An 18,634-nucleotide genomic window follows, 5' to 3' on the forward strand; every position below is an offset into this window, starting at 1 on the left:
TCTCCTTATAGGAGACGGCGGCTTTATTTACAATTTTGTAGCCGTTGCTGAGCGGTCTCTCGGAGCAATAGCAGCCGGCAGCACTGGTTTATTCTGCTTGCGCCGTGACTTGCGGTAATACTTAAAGATGGCATAGCCGATCATCGCGCCGATCGTATTCAAAATAATTGAATCAATGTCGGCCACTCTCGTCGGGTAGCCAATAATTAAGTTAATCCCAAACTCCATCAGCTGTATGGAAAAGGATAAAAGCGTACCGATAGCAAAAGCCCAGATAAAGTGAATATCGTCACTGACCAATATGCCAAAAAAGATCGGCAACAGCAGGTATAGTCCAATCTGTCCTACTACCACGCTGAGCCATGTGCCCTCCTGGAACGATTCTACAATCGTGTAGAAAGGAAGAAATTGATAGTACTCCCCAAGCTGAAGACCTGGACCAAGCGAACCTTCATAAGGTGCCGGAATCAACGTGAAACGAACGATCGTCGCCAGGTAGATCATAAATACCGCGGCAAGTATTTTCCGTCCAAGTGGGTCATGACTGCGCCGGAACCAGAAAAACAAAAATGTTATTACAATCAAAATTAAACCAATCGTGATCCATAAAAACGGATCAATAAACAGTCCTGTCATTCTCTCACCCCCTCATCTGACATACAAAGAATCCTTTTCTATACATACCCGTAATTCACCGGATGTATGAGAAAACAACTAAATTTTTTCTTTGCACTCCGATGACAATTCAGTGAAAAGGTTACTCTTCAAACAGCGGCTTTGTCTGTTCTACCACGTAGCTGCTGCCGCCACGCTCTTCGACGTTCTGGATCATCGACGCGATCAGTAAATCCTCGTCTTCATTATCATAAGCCACAAACCAACCGTTTTCTGTACCTTCTTCTTCTCCGGCCTGCTTCAGTTCAGCCGTCCCGGTTTTGCCTGAAATCGAGATGTTTTCGTTCACTGGCTCATATGCCGAACCACGTTCGTCCTCCACGACCCCTTCAAGGCCTGCCTCAATTGCTGAGATTCCGCTTTCCGGCACGACATTTTCCTCCCACACCTCCCGGTCAGAAGAAGCGAGAAGCTGCGGAGCCAGCATATCTCCTTCATTTACAAAGGCTGTAAAAGCTGAGGCCAGATGAACCGGAGACATTTGCATCTGCCCCTGTCCATAGCCGGTATCAGCAAGCAGCACCTCGGAGTCCAGGCCGTCCGAGGCGATGGAGGAATTCTCTATAGGAAAATCATACGGCATTTCCTGATTGAAGCCGAAGCTTTCCAAACCAGCTGTGAAGTCTTCCGCACCGGTGTTTAGCGCCGTCCGTGCAAAGTAAATATTATCCGACGTAATTAACGCCTCGCGCAGATTAACCTCGCTTAACTCATCATCTACCCGGGTTACCGAATAACCGCCCCAGGAGCTGTCGGGCTGCCACTCGAGGCCTTCGATCGTCATTTCCTCATCCGGGGTGATCGCTTCGTTGCTCAGCCCGATCGAAGCAGTGATAGGCTTCACTGTCGAACCCGGGGCATAGGTGCTGTTAAATTTAGCAGCGCGCGGACGATTGTCGCTTTCATTAAATTCATTCAATTCGTCTTCCGGCCAGCCGTAAATATAATTATTCGGGTCATAGGACGGAGCGCTTACCAGTGCCAGCGTGTTCCCGTTCTGCGGATTCAGCGCCACGGTTGCTCCTGTGTCCTCCTGTATTTGCTCATAGGCACGCTCCTGCAGCGAAATATCGATCGTCGTCTGCACATCTTCACCAGCAACCGCTTCTTGTTCTGCAACCACATCATCCTCTGACGTGGAGATCAGCATGCCGGGCTCACCGCGCAGCCTCTCTTCATAAACATATTCAAGTCCCGCTTTGCCGATTTGGGAGGACTGCGTATATGTGCCGCCCCGTTCTTCAAGCTCCTCCCCAGAAATATTTCCGATATATCCCGTTAAATGAGCAGCGGCCTCTTGTTCCGGGTAATACCGCTGGTTTCCGACTTCAGAAAGCTGTACGCCTGGTAGATCCTCTACCTCTGAAGCTGCTGCTTCTTCGTCAGGAGAGAGTGTTTTCACCGGCACCGCACTTTCGTCTGTAACCCAGTCCTGGTCGAGCGCTTCATCAATATCCTCTTCCGGTATATTCAACTCATCTGCGATTGTGGAAATTGTGTCCTCCCTCTCTTCCCCCAAACTGCCGGGCACGAGGCTCACCCTCGTTGTTTCCATATTCGTCGCAAGCGGCTCGCCCCCCTCTGCCAGAATTTCTCCACGTGCCGGCTTCGTCCGTTCGACGTTTATAGTCTCTTCCCAGCCCAATTCTTCAAATATGTATGAAGGAGACCAGTCCAGCTGCCATTCCTCCCCATCCTCTGTCTCTTCGAGCACCCAGGCAGCTTCCTGCTCAAAAGAAACATCGCCGGCGCTCGTGGTCATGCTTACTGAGAACGGAAGCGCCGTTTCTTCTTCACCCTCATTATTTTCATCGGTTTCGCCTGTTTGAATCGTCAGGTCTTCAGCATTTGTGTCTTCATAAATTGTTTCGTGCCGGTTGATAAATGTTTCCTTGTTGATCTGCGCTCGTGTATCGGAGCTTAAATACCCGTACATTTCTTCAAAGTTTTGGTTGTTCCATGCCTCCGTAAATTCCTGCATTTTGTCTTCCGCGCTTTCCCGGTTGTTGCAGGCGCTGAGCCCCCCGATCAGTGCTATAGCTCCTGCTGCTGCAGCCGTTTTTTTCATGCTTCCCCTCCGTTCTCCATTTCTTCAGCCATATTTTAACATAAGTACGTTTCGCGCGCCGGGTCTCGCTACAGCTTATAGGACTGGCTCCCTTTCCGGACACGGACAGCCCGGGCACCCCGCTTTCTGGCATTTTCCTTTCTCTGCTTTCTTACTTTGCCCACGTGAATCTGATGCGTCATTGCTATTATGGGACGGATGAACATCTGCAGGCTTCCGATCACAAACAGCCACGTACCGTAAAACGTAGTAGTTTCCGAAAAAAATAAAAAACTGCCAATTAAAAATATAAGGGCTAGCAGCAGATCATTTATATGGTAAATCAATTGGTACACCTTTGTGATGCGCAGTTCATAGCCCCCAAATACGAGATCGATATTTTTCCCCAACTTTTATCCTCTCCTTTGTCTCACTTTATCTGATACTCATCTTTAATCCGCTTAGACGACATAAAAATCACCTGCAGTCTTGCAGGTGATTAAATATAGAGCGAGAGAAACCATATAAAAGCAAGAAAACCTGTTAACACAAACCCATTACGAATTATTTTTGCCTGCCGTGCATTTTTATTTTCACTTCGGCTGAACTTTCCTCTTTGATGCATCCAAAGAAGCATCAAATAAAAAATCAGGCAGAAAATAATTACTGCCGGCATAAGTATGGACCGAAAGAAAAACTCTGCTTCCATTCTATACTCCTCCGTATGTGCCATATCTATTACTATACCGCTAATGCAGGGGCGGAAACAACCACGTGCAGGCGGCAGGGAACTGAGAAACGAAATACTTTCTCTCATGCATCGCCTTTGGTTTTATATGAAGTGCCACCTGGTTTTCGAGCTGCTTTCGAAGCATATCATACATTAACTGTGTTCTTGGCACCATGTAGGGTTCGATAAACGGCTGACCGTTCCCTTCCCATTCTCCTACATACAAATATACGTAATGGCGCAGGGTAAGCGAGAGCCGGTCTTTAATAAAAGTGTCCATTCCTTTATACCACAGCGAAGCAGAAAGCAAGCCAATTTTATGAAACACATGGGGATACAGATCAGCAATATAAATGGAAACAAGCCCTCCAAGTGACGCACCAATCAATCCGGTATGGGAGGCCTCTGTTCTTACCCGGTATTTTTCATTGATATAGGGACGGATGCCGTTGGTCAGTATATATGCATACTCTGTGCCAAGGCCTTTAAAATCCGGCAAGTGCAAAGAAATTGCTTTTGACGGCCACGGGGTGTACTCATGAATACGGCTTTTGGGCTCCACTCCGACCATCACTACCGGCTGCATATATCCGGCTTCCATCAAATCCTCCCACACACTGCTCGAATCCCGGAACAAATAAGCTCCGTCCTGGACATAAATAACAGGATAGCGTTTCTGAGTGCTCCGGCTGTAATTTGGAGGCAGGTATACATATACGTCCCGGTCCATAATCTGGTGATGGATGATTGTGCCTTTCATAGCCTGGCTCCTTTTTACTGCATTGTCTCAATTATTTCTTTTTCTTCAATGTCTTTAGTCTCATCAGCAACAGATTAATTGAAAAAGATTATCATTGTCAAATAAAGCGCCCAGAGTTTATCGCAAAGCAAACAAGGGTAAACTAAATATTCTAAATACTATATTTATTAGTGGGGAGGATTTACCTATATGGGGCATTATGTTGCTGTAGAAGAAGACGTGCATCTCTAAGTGGAGGATATCGGTGAAGGGAAGCCAGTTGTATTCATACACGGCTGGCCGGTAAACCACAAAATGTACGAGTACCAATTCAATGAGCTTCCAAAGCACGGGTACCGGTTTATCGGCATCGACCTCCGCGGCTACGGACAGTCCGACAAGCCATGGAGCGGATATGATTATAATCAAATGGCAGACGATGTTAAAGGAGTCGTTGACGCCATGGAGCTGGACAATTTTGTCCTCGCCGGTTTTTCCATGGGAGGCCCGATCGCTCTTCGGTATATGGCCCGTCATAAGCAGCAGGGAGTTTCTAAATTACTTTTGCTCGCACCGGCAGCTCCAAGCTTCACGCAACGGGAAAACTTCCCATACGGCATGGAGAAAAAAGACGTCGACGGAATTATTGACAACCTGAATACCGATCGCCCTAAAATGCTCGAGGATTTCGGTGGCATGTTTTTTGGCAGTGATGATGTTTCCGATGTATTTAAAACGTGGTTCCATGGCCTCGGCATGGAAGCCGGAAGCTATTCGACCATCCATTCAGCGGAAGCGCTCCGGGACGAGGACTCCTTTGAAGACCTCTCCTCTATTACAGTTCCGGTAGAAAGCTTTCACGGGAAAAACGATCAGATCTGCCCATACGAATTTTCCGGGGAGCTTCAAAAAGGAATCAACGGCTTAAAGGTCGTTCCTTTTGAAAACAGCGGCCATGGCCTGTTTGTTGATGAAAAAGAAAAGTTCAACCAGGAACTTCTACGTTTTCTCGGAGAGTAATGAGGCAATAACGATTAAAGGACACGCATGCCAGCGTGTCCTTTTTTCTATAATAGATGCCGTTCGAGGTATGACCGCAGCATTTCCGGCGGTTTTCCTGTAAGTTTTTCCACGTCTGGAGTGACCTCGCCCATCAGTCCCATGGAGACTGCTTCATACAAAGATGCATTCACCCTGCCGAAGCCGGAGCCATCATCGTAGGCCCGGGCAAATTCCTGGACTTCCATCGGTTCATAACGAATGCGTTCTCCCATAATATTGGAAAGCAGCTCACCCAATTCCTCCATCGTATAAGCCTGCATCCCTGTCAGCGTATAGAGACCCCCGTGCCTGTCAGGCCCAGCAGCCACAGCGGCTATGGCCTTAGCCAGGTCTCTTCGCGTAATAAAAGAAACAGCGCCTCTTCCTGCCGGGTAAGGCAGCCTTTTAGTCCGGACCAGCTCCTCCGTATAAGGAATCAGCGGGTCCGCATATACTCCGTTGCGAATAATAGTGCCAGACATCGAACTCATTGCAATACGCCGGACAGCATAGCCGAAAAACGGGCTCATATGAAAGGGGTTGTTCCAATGGTCCGCCGTAAAACCGATAAAAATAAAGTGTTTGACGCCAACCCCCTCTGCCGCTTCAACTGAGGTTCTAAATTCCGTGATTCGCTGTTCAGATGGGTGCGTAATGCTTGGAATGTAAAGCACCACGTCTGCTCCCCGAAAGACTGCCGTCTGCTCATCAAACGAATAGTAATCCATTTTTTCTATGTGAACATTCTGCTCTTTGAACACCGCCGCTTTTTCAGGGCTGCGCACGCCAAGGGTCACCTGTTCTTTGGGGACGAGTTCAAGCAGTTCCTCTGTTACCTTTTTTCCAAGATGGCCTGTAGCGCCCGTAATAACGTATTTCATATATTCACCCTCTCAGCCGATTCTTTCCCCGATTTTCGTTTCGTGGTCTGTTTGCAGAAGAGTCACTCCTTCATCAGTATATACGCCTAAAATCAAGCATTCTGAAGTGAACGATGCAATTTTCATTGGAGGAAGGTTCACAATGCCAATCACTGTTTTACCCTCCAACTCACCTTTTTCATACAACTCAGTAATCTGGGCGCTGGACTGCTTTACTCCCACTTCTTCTCCAAAATCCACCCACGCCTGATACGCAGGCTTTTTTGCCTCCGGAAACTCTTGTATCTGTACAATCTTTCCTACTCTAATATCCAGGTTGTGAAAGTTTTCAATAGAAGCCATCGAAATACCCTTCCTTTCTCTACTTTGATTATGTATCATCGTATCATAAGCGCTTATATTATTTGTAATATCCTGGTACCTTTTTGGCCGGGAAACTCATTTGAGGTGAATTGACGTGCGGCGTTTTCTAACATTTTTGCTCGGAATTATTTTAGGTGCCGCCATGAATATACCTATTATCAGCATTGCCCGCTTTTCTGCCGAGTTATTTATCGGGCAGGGGTACTGGTTAATCGGCATCGGGGCCCCGCTTGTGCTTTGGCTTGTATTTAACCTTCCATTCATTCAATGGTTTGCCGCATTTGCTGTGCGCTGGAGATGGATGAACCGTATCGGCATCGGCCTGCTGATGATCGGGGTAGTTACTATGTTTCAGTTAAACAGCGGCGAACTGTTCTGGTATTATATAGAAATCGGTATCATTATGGCCGCTTCTCTCTGCCTTCTGGTGCAGATTATTCTCACTCCTAAAAAACGTCCCCCGCATGTAAAATCATAAACTTCCGGCGTGAATCCGGGAGTTTTTTAGTTTCCGGACAACCAGCTTAAAAAATTTTGTTCGCGGGCCCACGCGCTATCCCCGCCATATAAGCATTTCTATTAAATTCTTCCCTTTTAGCAAAAATTGGATGATTGAATTAAGTCACAAAGGGTATCATACACCCCGATGCCACTTATTATTTTAAAGTAACTAACGTTATGGCATAAATAGCTTACAGAAAAAGGAGCGATACACGTCATGACAGAACTTCAAGGCAAAACGTTTATTATTACAGGAGCAAGCAGCGGCATTGGGAGAGCCACCGCTAAAAAACTCGTCGAAAACGGCGCTAACGTAGCACTTGCCGCCCGCCGTCTCGAACGCCTGAACGAAATTAAAGAAGAGCTTTCCGATCAGCCTGGCGAAATTATCGTCAAAGAGACCGACGTTACTTCCCGTGAACAGATGGAAGAACTCGGACGCGAAGCAGTCAATCACTTTGGCAAAGTATACGGCCTTTTTAACAACGCCGGCTTAATGCCGCTATCATTACTGAAAAATCAAAAGGTCGATGAGTGGGACCAGATGGTGGATGTGAACATTAAAGGTGTTCTGTACGGCATCAATGCCATCCTTCCGCATATGATCGAAAATAATGATGGCCATATTATTTCCACTTCCTCTGTTGCTGCCCACCAAATCTTCCCTGGCAGTTCCGTATACAGTGGTACGAAATTTGCCGTAAAGGCAATTATGATGGGCCTCGAACAAGAAGTAGCCCAGACTAACATTCGTACGACTGCCATTTCTCCAGGCGTGGTGAATACAGAGCTGACTGAAACCATTACGGATAAAGAAGTAATGGAACAATTCGATTCCGTATTGAATGTGCAGCAGCTGAATTCAGAAGATATTGCAGAAGCAGTATACTATGCACTTACCCAGCCGGCACACGTGGACGTCAATGAAATTGTTGTTCGTCCGGTGGATCAGCCATAAATGCCGAACGTATTTAAGCCTCTGCTCCGTATCCGGGAGCAGAGGCTTATTTTTTTCGTAGTCTTACAGCCCCCACATCCACGCCCGGGCTGACCATAACATGAACGGGGCGTCCGTCTGAATGGTTGAAACCGCCTGCTGCGAGTAGTCCGTTTTCTTCCTCTGCATACTCACCGCGATACAGCTTCCACGGCTTATGTATGACATCTCCGTACCATATCTGTCCATCTTTGGCTGTGTAAAAACGGTATCTTTCTGCAAGCCAGTTTTCGAGCGATCCTTCTGCAGCCGGCAGCTGTTCTCCTGTCGTCCGGTACTTTGCACGAAAACGAACGTTTCCGGACCTCCGGTGGTGATTCCAATACGTCCAGCTTTGATAATGGCGGATCGAAAAGCGTGCCTGATAATACGGAATAGCAAAATTCCGTCGCGCAATCCATACACCAAGCGGAGAAGAAGCATCTAAATTATAAAAATAAATCCCCGGTTCCCCGTCCACGCAGACATATGTACGCAGATTCAATTCCGGAAAATGCAGGCCTGTCTGTTTTGGAAAAAAAGACGGACGGATGTCGTGCATTGAAAACGAAACTACTCCTACATACGCTCTCCCCTGAAACGTATCTACCTCCATATGCTCCGGCAGGCTGCGAGCTACTTCCCCAGGAGTTTTTTCCCAATGTGCAAACAACGCGTTTCTTCATTTCATGCGTATCAGCTGCCGCTCTCTCATCTCTGCTCCCTCTTCCTCAGTGTTTTATCCCAACCAATATACTACGATTTTCAACTGCTTTAAACTTAAATGGCTTCGAATATACTATTTTTTCCTGCTTCTTATTTTCCTCTTCAATAAGGTTTGTGATACATTGAAGAAAGGTTATTCTTCGCAAAGGAGCTCATATATATGGAAGACGCCAGAATGAAAATGTTCAGCAGTATGCTTTTAGCCATCTCCCTGTTACTCGTCATTACCACTGATATTCTTCTGATTGTGACAGCCATCGTAGTGGGCGGCGGTATTTCATTATACGTCTATGCCGGTCTTGTAATTACCGCTCTGTGGGGTGTCGGGCTGGCAGCTCATTTTAAAGCCCAGAGCCGGATAAGCTTTATTATCTTTTTTATTTTAACAGTGCTTCTTTTGATCAACTTGTTCAGCGGCATTTTAACCGGGCCGGCAGTAGAATTTTCATCCTAAAAAGAAGGCCGTACGCACGGCCTTCTTTTATTTCCCGGGAAATGTACGAACAGCTAATCCGGTCTATCATCCGGCTTTAAACTCAGGATAATACCGTAGGCAAATGCACTGCCTACAAGCAGGACACCGGCAATAAGATTGTATGGAAATGGCAAAAGATCCACCGCAGAAATCACCAGCCATACCGCAATCAATAAACCAATAATTGCTGCGTACGCTGGTAAAAAGTCCTTCTGGAAAACCCAAACCGCCAGGGCAGTGGCCATGATTGCTACAGGCACAAACCACCACTTAAATGCTGAGGAAAAAATCAGGCTCCCCTCGGGAACATTTGTTATGAGATCACGAACGGGAATGACCAGAACAAACATTGCCGCTTGAGGAAGATACTTCAGGTTCTGCTTTATCGAACTTGAACGAAAGGCCTGAAGGGGTTTGCCGTAAATCATTAAAAAACTGACTATTAAGGCCCCTGGACCTAAAATGCCAAAATACCAGAAAGAAAAATTTGTCACACCCCGCAGCAAATCCCACAACCATAAAGCTAAAAATAGAACCCAGGCGACCAGCAATAAAAATGATAGATGCCCTCCTATAGCAGGAGGTACCTTGTGTTTGATTGCTCCACTATATACCTTCGGATCCTTCGGCATAATTTCATACATAGATCCTCCAGCTTTTTCCCGGGCCTCTACCTTTTCTTTATCCCCCTGGATGTAAAACTCCGTTTCTCTTTTCTTTCTGCCATGTAAATAAAGATAATCCCCGACCTCCTGAAAATAATCTTCTGCTTGTTTGGACAAAGACATAGGCTCTCCTTTCATCCTTATTTTTCCATTCCATTATTTCCATTGTCAATCCATATAAAAAGCCTGTCCCGACGAACGGAACAGGCTCTGTCACTATTTTTTTCTTCTTTTAACGCCCCATAACACTGCTGCCAGCAGCGAGAGCACCGAAATCCCAGTCATCCACCAGAAATACGGAGGATAGTACGTAAGAGAAAGGTTGTTTTCCCCATTCTCAAGCGGCACAGCGGTAAACGCTCCGTTTGCTTTCTCTATTGGCACCCGTTCACCATTCACCTTGGCTCTCCACCCTTTTTCATATGGAACAGGCATGACAGCGTATGCGTCTCCTGCGTCGTTTTCAACGACAGTATCGACTTCATTGCCGTCCACTTCTACATTCCGGGTAATATCCTTTGCCTGTTCGCTGGCTTCATTTAATTGTTCATACGTTTCCCCGTATACAGCCAGATCCTCAAGATGGTACTCTCCTTCAGGCAGCCGGATTTCTATAACATTATCCGCTGGATTTTCCACCCGGATCGTTAAATCATTTTCGTTCGTGCGGTACAGCGAGTCTCTCGCTTTTCGCGTTGTCTCAAATTCGTTCACGTTCATCCGGAAATAGCCGACACCGGGCTCCTGGCGGAGGAGAAAGTCTACGTAATAGTCCTCCACGTCTTCATCCCCGGGCACTGTAATATTGAGTCCGCCCTCTTCTCCGGTAACCGTAAGCATCCCGTTGTCGTAAGTCCCGTTTACGGCTTCAACATCCTCTCCGGTAGTGACCGAATTTTCCTGTGGAAAATCGGCCGCTGTCTCTGGATTTTCGAGGATTACACCGTTTAGCATCGCATGCTCCTTCGCGAGCGGCGCGGCTTCTTCAGCATCTTCATAGGCGTATATTTGATTGGTGGTCCGTACAAACGGCAGCACGTTTTCATTTTGATAAATAATATAATTATCATTTTCTACAAATGGAGTAAACCCGTACGGCACGTTTTCATCCCCGTCTTTTTCAAACATGGCGTACTCTCCGCGCAGCAGGCTGTAGATATTTGCCCTACGGCCGAAATCTGAATACCGGCTAATGCTTTCCCGGCCCAGATCGATCTGAAGGTCATTGTAATAAAACATGAGTATCTCTTCATTCAAAATGCTTGAATAGGCGCCAGCCCCGTAAAAATCCAAATACAGCGGCGTATTTGTACGCTGCGGGTCCTTAACCCAGGTCGTGCGGGATAGAGCATCGGGATCTTCCTGAGCCACTTCATTTAACAATTCAATCTGATCGGCATCCATGTAATCCTCACTCATGAGAAATTCCTGCGTGGTTTCGCTGATGCTCCCGCGTTCAAACAGCTTTGCATACTGATACTGATTAGCAATTACCACGCTGGTCATAATGGCAAAAACGGCAGTGATAATCCTTTTCCCGCGTACATCTGTAAGCGTGGTGATGACAAAGGCTCCCAGGGAAATAACAATCATGCCCGGCGTCAGCCAGCCGCTCCAGTGATCAATGGAAAAATCGTCATCTAATAGGTAAAACAGGATGTACATGCCTGTTGCAAAAACAAGTGAAGGCACCAGTTCCCGCCAGTCGAGCTTTCGGATATGCTGAATGCCCGCTGCCACTGCGCCGGCGAGTAGAAAAGCAGCGATGTACTCAAAACGGTTCCTTGGCGCAGAAAAGCCGTTAAATGCGCTTCCTACCAACGGGCTATAATGAAATACAATGAATAAAAGCGACAGAATCGTAAAAAGCACAAACCGCGGATCCCTGTACAGCTGCTTCCAGGCTGCAAACACTAAAAAGATGGTCGGCACAATGAGAAAGCGGCTGTCGAGCAGGATATTGCTTGTACTATCAAATAACACGATCTCCTGTTCAAAGTCTGGCCGGTAATTGTTAAAGTAGCCGTACACGCCAGCGAAAAAGCCGGTCAGGCCGAGGCCGAACCCGAGCAGGGAGCTGCCCCCAAAATAAAGTATCTGCTTTCCTATTTTTGTTTCCTGAGGCACAAGACGGATCAGCCATCTGGCTAATATATAAATACCGATAAAAATAAGCACGATATAAGAAAAGTAGAAGTTGGAAAATACGGTTGCTGCAAGCGCAAAAATAAACAGCAGCGGTTTTTTCTCCCGGATAATTTTTTCTACTCCGTACACGAGCAGCGGAAGCCAAATGAAAGCGTCTGCGAAAAATTCCCAAAATGCCGCGTGACGAAAATACATTACACACGTGGCATATAAAAGTGCCCCGGTCAGAGCAGGCAAACGGTCTAGCTTCATGTAGCGGAAGCAGGCGTACGTCAAAAAGGAAACGAGCGTCATACGGGCCATGCTGATAAAAATGACAGCCTCGGTCCAAAAGGCTGCGTCGGGCTCACGAACCAGCCCCACAAGCTCCAGTATATAAACGACTAACATCTGAAGGTAGAAGAACAGGTTTGTCGAGTAATAGTATCCGAGCTGGGTAAGCATACTGCCGCCAAGCCCCAGTTGAAAGGAATAAAAAAATTCTCCGCTCGTATAATGATCGTACAGCAGCTGCTTAAACGGCCCCATCTGGTTCAATCCGTCATTCGGACCTGCCATATACGTATCATTGGTCCATTGGTAGAAGAAAAATGCGTGTGCTGCAATGACAGACAGAATGATTGCTGCCGCAATTCCCCATATATGCTTGTGTTTCAATATTCTCTCCCCACGCTATCTTTTTAATATTTTCCCAGTGACAATGAATGTGATCGGTATGGTAAAAATCACCGCTCCCAGAGGGGCGATAGTGCTGTTAACGTCCAGCCATTCCACAAATATATAAGCAAAAACAGATGAAGCCCCTACGTTTACCACCTGGGTCAACGGAAATTGGAAGAATTTTTTCCATGTCGGCCGCACCTGGTAGGTAAAGTATGTATTTAAAAAGAAAGAAATGACAAAGCTGATAAAAAAACCGGTGATATGGGCAACCATATAGGGCACCGAAAGTACAACGTGAAGCAGTAAGTAGGCGGCATAGTAGTTCAACGTATTCATACCGCCTACTAAAACAAATCTAGTAAACTCATTATCCAACTGTTTCATGCATCTCGCCTTTTCGTATTAGATTCCTGCACTAAATAATGCGGGCGCCTTTTCGTTTCATAGTAGATGCGGCCAATATATTCCCCAAGCACGCCGAGGCTTAACAACTGCACGCCTCCTAAAAACAGGATAGCAGAAATTGTCGTAAAGTAGCCCGGCACTTCTATTCCCATCCGCAGAATCTGGACAAATGTAATACCAATGTAAATCAGCGCAAGCAGCATAACAGCAAGGCCGGTATACAGACAAACACGCAGCGGACGGTTATTAAAAGAAATCATGCCGTCCACGCCGTAATTCAACAAGCTCGAAAACGACCACTTGGTTTCGCCTTCCTGGCGCTGCACATTTTCATAGTAAACCGTTTTGGAAGGAAAGCCGATCCATGAAAAAAGCCCCTTCGAGAATCGGTTGGCTTCACTTAACGACAGCAGGGCATCGAGCGCCCTCCGGCTTAACAGGCGGAAATCGCCGACACCGTCTTCAAGCTTTACATCCACCATTTTATTAATAAATTTATAATACATCGTCGCCATACCCGAACGGAATTTTGAATCCCCTTCCCGGTTCCTCTTCGCGATAACCTGGTCGTAGCCTTCTTCGTAGCCTTCAATTAATTCTAAAATGACTTCGGAGGGGTGCTGCAGATCAGCATCAATAATCACTACAGCATCACCGTCCGCATGGTGCAGCCCAGCAATGAGTGCTGCTTCTTTTCCGAAGTTACGGGTAAACGATACATAGCTCACATTTTCATGCATCCGGGCAAGCTCTCTCATCTTCGCAAGCGTCTGGTCCGAGCTTCCGTCATCTATATACAGTGCTTCTATTTCATAGGGCAGATGCCCTAAATGATTCTGCAGTGATTCATATACAGAGAAAATGTTGTCCTCTTCATTGAACGAAGGGATGACGATTGTTATCTTTTTCATTTTATTTCCCCCCTGGCCCCTTTATCTCCCATTGTTTACACAGTACTTTCATATCGTACCCTTCTCTATATCATTTGTATCACTGTACAGAGGTGAAAAATTCTCAAAAATTGTGGGATGGATGCGTGCCTGCCGCTTTCCGGGCATAAAAAATAACGTCCGGGCCGCCTCGTCCAACCTCCACTTCCTCGGTCCATACAGCATCGAATATCGCTTCGAGGCTGCTTTTGAAAGCCGTAGAATAAGAAGCACTCCAAAAAGCAGCCACACCTCCGCTGCGGAGTACGTTATAAACCACCTGCAGACCTCCCGTTTCATACATATGGGAATTCCCTTCCCGGACGAGCCAATCAGGCCCGTTATCGGTATCCATACATACAGCATCCCAGCGTGCGCTTGTTTCTTTCTCTAAAAATGCTAGAAGATCCGCCTCAATGATTCGTGCTTTCTCATTCTCGGGAGCCCGTCGGTTCCATTCCTTAAAATAGGAACGGTTCCACTCAATAATATGCTTCTCTAATTCTACAACAGTTACGTGCACTGTATCTGCATGATTTACCGCTTCATCGAGTGAAAAACCGACACCAAGACCTCCAATCAGCACCGACTCTGCTGAAAAAGCATGTTGCAGCGCAGTCTTTACCATTCGCCGCTCTGAATCTCCATTATGGGTAGCCATTAAAAACGTTCCATTACTAATAACTTCATAATGCCCGTCGCGCCGCTGAAGCTGCAGCTCCCCGCTTTTTCCCTGAACCTTTTTTATTACTTCCCTGTCACTGTTCATTCAAGACCACTCCTTTCCTGTACGGCAAGTATATTTCATATTTGCAAAACCAGAAAAAAAAGGTACGATTAAAAAGTATGCAGAATTTTATCAACATGAGTATGTTTATTTATTTTATAATATTTTGTTAACTATTTTAGAAAAGACCAGGAGGTTGTTTATATGCTCGGCGCCATTGAAGCAGGAGGGACCAAATTTGTCTGCGCGGTCAGTGAAAACGGCCGTGATATTAAAGAACGCGTTTCTATTCCAACTACGACGCCCGCAGAAACCATGCAGCAGGTGTACGATTTTTTCCGTTCCTTTTCTATCGAAGCCGTGGGCATTGGCTCTTTTGGACCGATTGATATTAATACAAAAAATGATACATACGGCTACATCACTACCACGCCAAAAACAGCATGGCAAAACTTTAACATTCTTGGCGACGTGCAAAAACATCTGGGGGTGCCGGCAGGCTTTACAACCGACGTCAATGCAGCAGCGCTAGGAGAATGGAAACACGGTGCCGGCGCCGGAAAAACGAGCTGCCTGTACATGACAGTTGGCACTGGTATCGGCGTGGGAGCCGTGATTAATAATCATATTCTCGAGGGGCTGAACCATCCCGAAGCCGGACATATTATTGTCCGCCGGCATCCCGAGGATGATTTTAAAGGCACATGCCCTTACCATAGCGACTGCCTCGAGGGACTTGCTTCAGGGCCGGCTGTGGAAAAGCGCTGGGGAGAAAAAGGCAGCGAGCTGACTGCCCGCCCTGAGGTATGGGAGCTTGAATCCTATTACCTCGCTCAGGCCATGATGAATTACATTCTAATTCTCACTCCCGAGCGGATTATTATCGGCGGCGGCGTCAGCAAACAGCCTTCCCTGCTCGCAAAAGTACACGAAAAAACACAGCAGCTTCTGCAGGGGTACGTCCAGGACTCAATGATCACTCAACACATTGACCAGTATATCACCACCCCGGGTCTTTATGATGATGCCGGCATCACCGGAGGCTTTGTTCTCGCTGCCCGGACTCTCGAGGATACCCCCAACTAAAAGCAGGCGCAGCCTCAAAACACCTACTCGTTTACAACTCCTGGGCGCAGGTAAAAAAAGAAAGGAAATCAGCTGAGTGAAAAGACATGTCTTGTTACTGATGACCGGTTTACTTCTCATTCTCGTTGTACTGGGGTGGAACAGCAGGCAAAATCCGCTCCCCCAGGTGGAAGCAAGCGAAGTCGTCGCACAAAACGCCCTCCACCCTGTCGTAGAAGAACGAAAAAATGAATGGATCCAACGTGCAGAACAGCAGGGAATCCAGGTTGTTGTAACGGATGGATACCGTTCTGTGGAGGAGCAGAATGCTTTATACGCCCAAGGACGGACCACGCAGGGAGAAATTGTAACGCAGGCAAGAGGCGGCGAATCGTATCATAATTACGGCCTTGCCATTGACTTTGCTTTACGCACACCGGACGGAGAGCTCGTCTGGGATATGGAACGCGATGACAATGGGAACGGTAAAGCAGATTGGACGGAGGCCGTAGAGATCGCTAAAGAACTCGGTTTCAACTGGGGCGGGGACTGGCCCGGTTTTAAAGACTATCCCCATCTCGAGATGACCTTTGGCCTCAGCCTTGAAGAGCTCCAAGCTGCGGAACAGCAGAATACCTAACTACCAGCGTCCGGCTAGTTATCCGGACGTTTTTCTTTCCCACGGCGAGGTTAAGCTTCTGGCAGTTTGTGGTATACAGCTGTAGTACCCTCTATTGTGAAAGGAGTCCTCTTTAATGACTAAAACAGCCCTGGTGGTAGGAGCTACCGGTATTATAGGCAGCAGCATTCTAAAACATATTGCATCTCTGGAGGATTGGGAGGCTGTGGGCATTTCCCGGCACCAGCCGGAAGACACCCACGGAGCTGATTATTACGTAGAGGCAGACCTCTTAAACGAGGAAGAAATCACTAAAGCCCTCCATGACGTGCCCGCAGTCACGCACATCTTTTATGCCGCCTATCAGGATTATGATCCCCTTTCCAAGGAACAAATTACGGTTAATACTACCATGCTTCAAAGCGCTGTCCAGGCTGTGGAAGCGACGTCCAGCCAGCTCCAGCGCGTGGTGTTGATGCAGGGGGCTAAAGTGTACGGAGCCCATATCAGCGCCTTTAAAACACCGGCACGGGAAAGCGATCCGCGCCATATGCCACCAAACTTTTATTACAACCAGGAGGATTACCTTCGTAACCACCAGGCGGGGAAAAACTGGTCTTGGACCATTTTGCGCCCTGATGTCGTGTGCGGCTATTCGGTAGGCACTCCGATGAATTTGAGCATGGTCATTGCTGTCTATGCCTCTATCTCTAAAGAACTCGGCCTTCCACTTCGTTTCCCGGGAAAAGAAGTAACCTACCGGTCGCTCGCCCAGGTTACCGATGCCGGCCTGCTCGCCCGCTGTTCGGTCTGGGCTGCCCTGCATGAGCCATGTGCATTTGAAACGTTCAATATTACTAACGGGGATTTCTTTCGCTGGGAGCACATGTGGCCGGTTATCGCCGAGGCATTCCAAATGGACACCGGGCCGGTGCAGACGATCACACTTTCTGATTTTATGCCGCTGCAGAAGGGGCTCTGGGAGGAAATGCAGGAAAAATACAGCCTCCAGGCTATCCCTTTCGATAAATTAGCTGCCTGGCCGTTCGGTGACTTTATTTTTAATGTAGAATACGATGTGATGTCTGACACTAATAAGGTAAAACAGTTTGGTTTTACTGAAGTGGTAAACAGTGATGACATGTTTCGGCAGCTGCTTCGCGAATTTCAGGAACAGCGGTTGATTCCAAAATTCTCAGGCTGATTCCGCACACATCCGAAACACCCATTCAGCTTCTGCCAGATGGGTGTTTTGTTATTTTCCAATATGCTTGTGTACAAATGCCCGCATGTAGTGCATCGCTTCCTGGCCGTCCTCTTCAAGCGGAAACTGGTTGATAAACCCGTGAATTGTCCCATCCACCTGATGATGATGAACGTCTGCATTTGCTTCTTTCATCTGTCTTGCCAGCTCCTCGCCTTCATCACGCAGTACATCATATTCCGCTGTAATAATAAGGGTCGGAGGATTTTCCCGTTTATCCGTATCCCGCATCGGCACAGCCAGTGGATCCCTGCGTTCATCCCATGAAGACAAATAATGCGCCCAGAAGTCACCTACGTTTTTAGCCGTCAGTCCATAGCCTTCACTAAAACGATGATAGGATACGTAGGCGGGGTCTTCGTCCCGGTTATAAAAATCAGCAACAGGGTACAAAAGCATCTGCCCCTCAAGGTATGTCTGTTCCTTTCGAAGCAGCGTAGAAGCTGCGTATACAATATTTGCGCCGGCGCTGTCCCCGCATAGATAAAACCGGTCCTCTGTGTTTGCCCAGTCCCGGTATTCAGAAAGCACCCAGCGCACAGCATCCAGGCAATCGTATACCCCGGATGGAAACGGATATTTCGGGGCAAGCCGGTAATCCACTGCTACAACGTATGCCTCCAGTTCATTGGCCAGCACCCGGCAGAAAGCATCGTGGGTTTCAAGGCTGCCAACGGCAAACCCGCCTCCGTGAAAGAAAATCACGGTGGGAAGCGGCTCTTCGGATATGGGCTTATATCGTCGAACAGTTAACGTGCGTCCATCTAAATCGATATCTTTATCCAGCACTTCAGCTACTGCCGGGCGAGCTGAAGGCTCCGGCGCCATTTCGTTTCTTCGTCTCCGCTCATCGACTACTTCCTCCACCGTTTCCACTTCGAAGGATATATTTTGGTTTAGGTATTCCTTTACATGGTCTCGAAGTTCCATTGTTCCTTCCCCCTTCTATCTATTAATCCATACCCTCAATTTTGCCCGGTTACCCTTCATTCCAC

The 18,634-nt window shown here is 47.3% G+C and carries 20 protein-coding genes; 7 read left to right on the plus strand and 13 right to left on the minus strand.

The features are described 5' to 3' along the window. Nucleotides 1–27 precede the first annotated feature (27 nt). The 4 genes from ACTTK6_RS06395 to ACTTK6_RS06410 form a co-directional block, all read right to left on the minus strand. Nucleotides 28–636: a VanZ family protein gene (locus ACTTK6_RS06395; RefSeq protein WP_079475311.1), complete on the minus strand. Its 609-nt coding sequence runs from the start codon at nucleotides 634–636 to the stop codon at nucleotides 28–30. A gap of 121 nt (nucleotides 637–757) precedes the next feature. Next, entirely contained in the window at nucleotides 758–2,743 is a 1,986-nt protein-coding gene (locus tag ACTTK6_RS06400; protein WP_462832991.1) for a penicillin-binding transpeptidase domain-containing protein, read from the minus strand. Between the two features lie 68 nt (nucleotides 2,744–2,811). Next, nucleotides 2,812–3,132, minus strand: coding sequence for a YrhK family protein (locus ACTTK6_RS06405; protein ID WP_079475309.1), 321 nt, complete (start codon nucleotides 3,130–3,132; stop codon nucleotides 2,812–2,814). 339 nt (nucleotides 3,133–3,471) lie between these two features. Then, nucleotides 3,472–4,212, minus strand: coding sequence for an alpha/beta hydrolase (locus ACTTK6_RS06410; protein WP_094908222.1), 741 nt, complete (start codon nucleotides 4,210–4,212; stop codon nucleotides 3,472–3,474). Between the two features lie 231 nt (nucleotides 4,213–4,443). Between ACTTK6_RS06410 and ACTTK6_RS06415 the strand changes: the two genes are divergently transcribed. Continuing rightward, nucleotides 4,444–5,211 carry an alpha/beta fold hydrolase gene (locus ACTTK6_RS06415; protein WP_462832993.1) on the plus strand — a complete coding sequence of 256 codons (768 nt, stop codon included), beginning with the start codon at nucleotides 4,444–4,446 and terminating at the stop codon, nucleotides 5,209–5,211. Between the two features lie 47 nt (nucleotides 5,212–5,258). Here ACTTK6_RS06415 and ACTTK6_RS06420 read toward each other — a convergent pair whose 3' ends face one another. Both ACTTK6_RS06420 and ACTTK6_RS06425 read right to left on the minus strand, forming a co-directional pair. Beyond that, entirely contained in the window at nucleotides 5,259–6,113 is an 855-nt protein-coding gene (locus ACTTK6_RS06420) for an NmrA family NAD(P)-binding protein (RefSeq protein ID WP_462832994.1), read from the minus strand. 12 nt (nucleotides 6,114–6,125) lie between these two features. Further along, nucleotides 6,126–6,455, minus strand: coding sequence for a tRNA-binding protein (locus ACTTK6_RS06425; RefSeq protein WP_079475304.1), 330 nt, complete (start codon nucleotides 6,453–6,455; stop codon nucleotides 6,126–6,128). Between the two features lie 163 nt (nucleotides 6,456–6,618). On the opposite strand from ACTTK6_RS06425, the gene ACTTK6_RS06430 reads away from it, so the two are divergent. Continuing rightward, entirely contained in the window at nucleotides 6,619–6,954 is a 336-nt protein-coding gene (locus ACTTK6_RS06430) for a hypothetical protein (protein WP_462832995.1), read from the plus strand. A gap of 240 nt (nucleotides 6,955–7,194) precedes the next feature. Next, on the plus strand, nucleotides 7,195–7,935 hold the full coding sequence (locus tag ACTTK6_RS06435; protein ID WP_022793291.1) for an SDR family oxidoreductase: 741 nt from the start codon (nucleotides 7,195–7,197) through the stop codon (nucleotides 7,933–7,935). Nucleotides 7,936–7,981: 46 nt separating this feature from the next. On the opposite strand, the gene ACTTK6_RS06440 is transcribed toward ACTTK6_RS06435, so the two are convergent. Beyond that, a complete protein-coding gene (locus ACTTK6_RS06440) occupies nucleotides 7,982–8,626 on the minus strand; it encodes a YqjF family protein (RefSeq protein ID WP_462832996.1) in 645 nt (214 codons plus the stop codon). 213 nt (nucleotides 8,627–8,839) lie between these two features. Here ACTTK6_RS06440 and ACTTK6_RS06445 point away from each other — a divergent pair, with 213 nt between their 5' ends. Continuing rightward, nucleotides 8,840–9,133, plus strand: a complete 294-nt coding sequence (locus ACTTK6_RS06445) for a hypothetical protein (RefSeq protein WP_079475300.1) — start codon at nucleotides 8,840–8,842, stop codon at nucleotides 9,131–9,133. Nucleotides 9,134–9,186: 53 nt separating this feature from the next. On the opposite strand, the gene ACTTK6_RS06450 is transcribed toward ACTTK6_RS06445, so the two are convergent. The 5 genes from ACTTK6_RS06450 to ACTTK6_RS06470 form a co-directional block, all read right to left on the minus strand. After that, nucleotides 9,187–9,936, minus strand: a complete 750-nt coding sequence (locus ACTTK6_RS06450) for a hypothetical protein (protein WP_462832997.1) — start codon at nucleotides 9,934–9,936, stop codon at nucleotides 9,187–9,189. Between the two features lie 99 nt (nucleotides 9,937–10,035). Continuing rightward, on the minus strand, nucleotides 10,036–12,624 hold the full coding sequence (locus tag ACTTK6_RS06455) for a YfhO family protein (protein ID WP_462832999.1): 2,589 nt from the start codon (nucleotides 12,622–12,624) through the stop codon (nucleotides 10,036–10,038). 15 nt (nucleotides 12,625–12,639) lie between these two features. Further along, nucleotides 12,640–13,014: a GtrA family protein gene (locus ACTTK6_RS06460; protein ID WP_462833001.1), complete on the minus strand. Its 375-nt coding sequence runs from the start codon at nucleotides 13,012–13,014 to the stop codon at nucleotides 12,640–12,642. Further along, a complete protein-coding gene (locus ACTTK6_RS06465) occupies nucleotides 13,011–13,946 on the minus strand; it encodes a glycosyltransferase family 2 protein (protein ID WP_094908226.1) in 936 nt (311 codons plus the stop codon). The genes ACTTK6_RS06460 and ACTTK6_RS06465 overlap by 4 nt, the downstream gene beginning before the upstream one ends. Nucleotides 13,947–14,049: 103 nt before the next feature. Beyond that, nucleotides 14,050–14,733, minus strand: coding sequence for a spermine/spermidine synthase domain-containing protein (locus ACTTK6_RS06470; protein WP_462833003.1), 684 nt, complete (start codon nucleotides 14,731–14,733; stop codon nucleotides 14,050–14,052). 162 nt (nucleotides 14,734–14,895) lie between these two features. Between ACTTK6_RS06470 and ACTTK6_RS06475 the strand changes: the two genes are divergently transcribed. The 3 genes from ACTTK6_RS06475 to ACTTK6_RS06485 all read left to right on the plus strand — a co-directional run bounded on the left by ACTTK6_RS06475 (nucleotide 14,896) and on the right by ACTTK6_RS06485 (nucleotide 17,579). Then, on the plus strand, nucleotides 14,896–15,777 hold the full coding sequence (locus tag ACTTK6_RS06475) for an ROK family protein (protein ID WP_094908228.1): 882 nt from the start codon (nucleotides 14,896–14,898) through the stop codon (nucleotides 15,775–15,777). Nucleotides 15,778–15,853: 76 nt separating this feature from the next. Continuing rightward, nucleotides 15,854–16,396 carry a M15 family metallopeptidase gene (locus tag ACTTK6_RS06480; RefSeq protein ID WP_244897359.1) on the plus strand — a complete coding sequence of 181 codons (543 nt, stop codon included), beginning with the start codon at nucleotides 15,854–15,856 and terminating at the stop codon, nucleotides 16,394–16,396. Between the two features lie 115 nt (nucleotides 16,397–16,511). Next, nucleotides 16,512–17,579 (plus strand): SDR family oxidoreductase, encoded by a 1,068-nt coding sequence (locus tag ACTTK6_RS06485; RefSeq protein ID WP_462833004.1) that lies wholly within the window; start codon nucleotides 16,512–16,514, stop codon nucleotides 17,577–17,579. Between the two features lie 51 nt (nucleotides 17,580–17,630). Here the strand turns inward: ACTTK6_RS06485 and ACTTK6_RS06490 are convergent, their stop codons facing one another. After that, on the minus strand, nucleotides 17,631–18,569 hold the full coding sequence (locus tag ACTTK6_RS06490; RefSeq protein WP_462833005.1) for an alpha/beta hydrolase: 939 nt from the start codon (nucleotides 18,567–18,569) through the stop codon (nucleotides 17,631–17,633). Between the last annotated feature and the right edge of the window lie 65 nt (nucleotides 18,570–18,634).

The sequence above is a fragment of the Marinococcus salis genome, assembly GCF_054971365.1.

What these genes read in the sequence shown, in the direction of transcription:
- ACTTK6_RS06485 (WP_462833004.1), top strand. Translation starts at nt 16,512, where the DNA reads ATGACTAAAACAGCCCTGGTGGTAGGAGCTACCGGTATTATAGGCAGC.
- ACTTK6_RS06410 (WP_094908222.1), bottom strand. Translation starts at nt 4,212, where the DNA reads ATGAAAGGCACAATCATCCATCACCAGATTATGGACCGGGACGTATAT.
- ACTTK6_RS06490 (WP_462833005.1), bottom strand. Translation starts at nt 18,569, where the DNA reads ATGGAACTTCGAGACCATGTAAAGGAATACCTAAACCAAAATATATCC.
- ACTTK6_RS06475 (WP_094908228.1), top strand. Translation starts at nt 14,896, where the DNA reads ATGCTCGGCGCCATTGAAGCAGGAGGGACCAAATTTGTCTGCGCGGTC.
- ACTTK6_RS06420 (WP_462832994.1), bottom strand. Translation starts at nt 6,113, where the DNA reads ATGAAATACGTTATTACGGGCGCTACAGGCCATCTTGGAAAAAAGGTA.
- ACTTK6_RS06470 (WP_462833003.1), bottom strand. Translation starts at nt 14,733, where the DNA reads ATGAACAGTGACAGGGAAGTAATAAAAAAGGTTCAGGGAAAAAGCGGG.
- ACTTK6_RS06400 (WP_462832991.1), bottom strand. Translation starts at nt 2,743, where the DNA reads ATGAAAAAAACGGCTGCAGCAGCAGGAGCTATAGCACTGATCGGGGGG.
- ACTTK6_RS06460 (WP_462833001.1), bottom strand. Translation starts at nt 13,014, where the DNA reads ATGAAACAGTTGGATAATGAGTTTACTAGATTTGTTTTAGTAGGCGGT.
- ACTTK6_RS06425 (WP_079475304.1), bottom strand. Translation starts at nt 6,455, where the DNA reads ATGGCTTCTATTGAAAACTTTCACAACCTGGATATTAGAGTAGGAAAG.
- ACTTK6_RS06395 (WP_079475311.1), bottom strand. Translation starts at nt 636, where the DNA reads ATGACAGGACTGTTTATTGATCCGTTTTTATGGATCACGATTGGTTTA.
- ACTTK6_RS06430 (WP_462832995.1), top strand. Translation starts at nt 6,619, where the DNA reads ATGAATATACCTATTATCAGCATTGCCCGCTTTTCTGCCGAGTTATTT.
- ACTTK6_RS06465 (WP_094908226.1), bottom strand. Translation starts at nt 13,946, where the DNA reads ATGAAAAAGATAACAATCGTCATCCCTTCGTTCAATGAAGAGGACAAC.
- ACTTK6_RS06445 (WP_079475300.1), top strand. Translation starts at nt 8,840, where the DNA reads ATGGAAGACGCCAGAATGAAAATGTTCAGCAGTATGCTTTTAGCCATC.
- ACTTK6_RS06435 (WP_022793291.1), top strand. Translation starts at nt 7,195, where the DNA reads ATGACAGAACTTCAAGGCAAAACGTTTATTATTACAGGAGCAAGCAGC.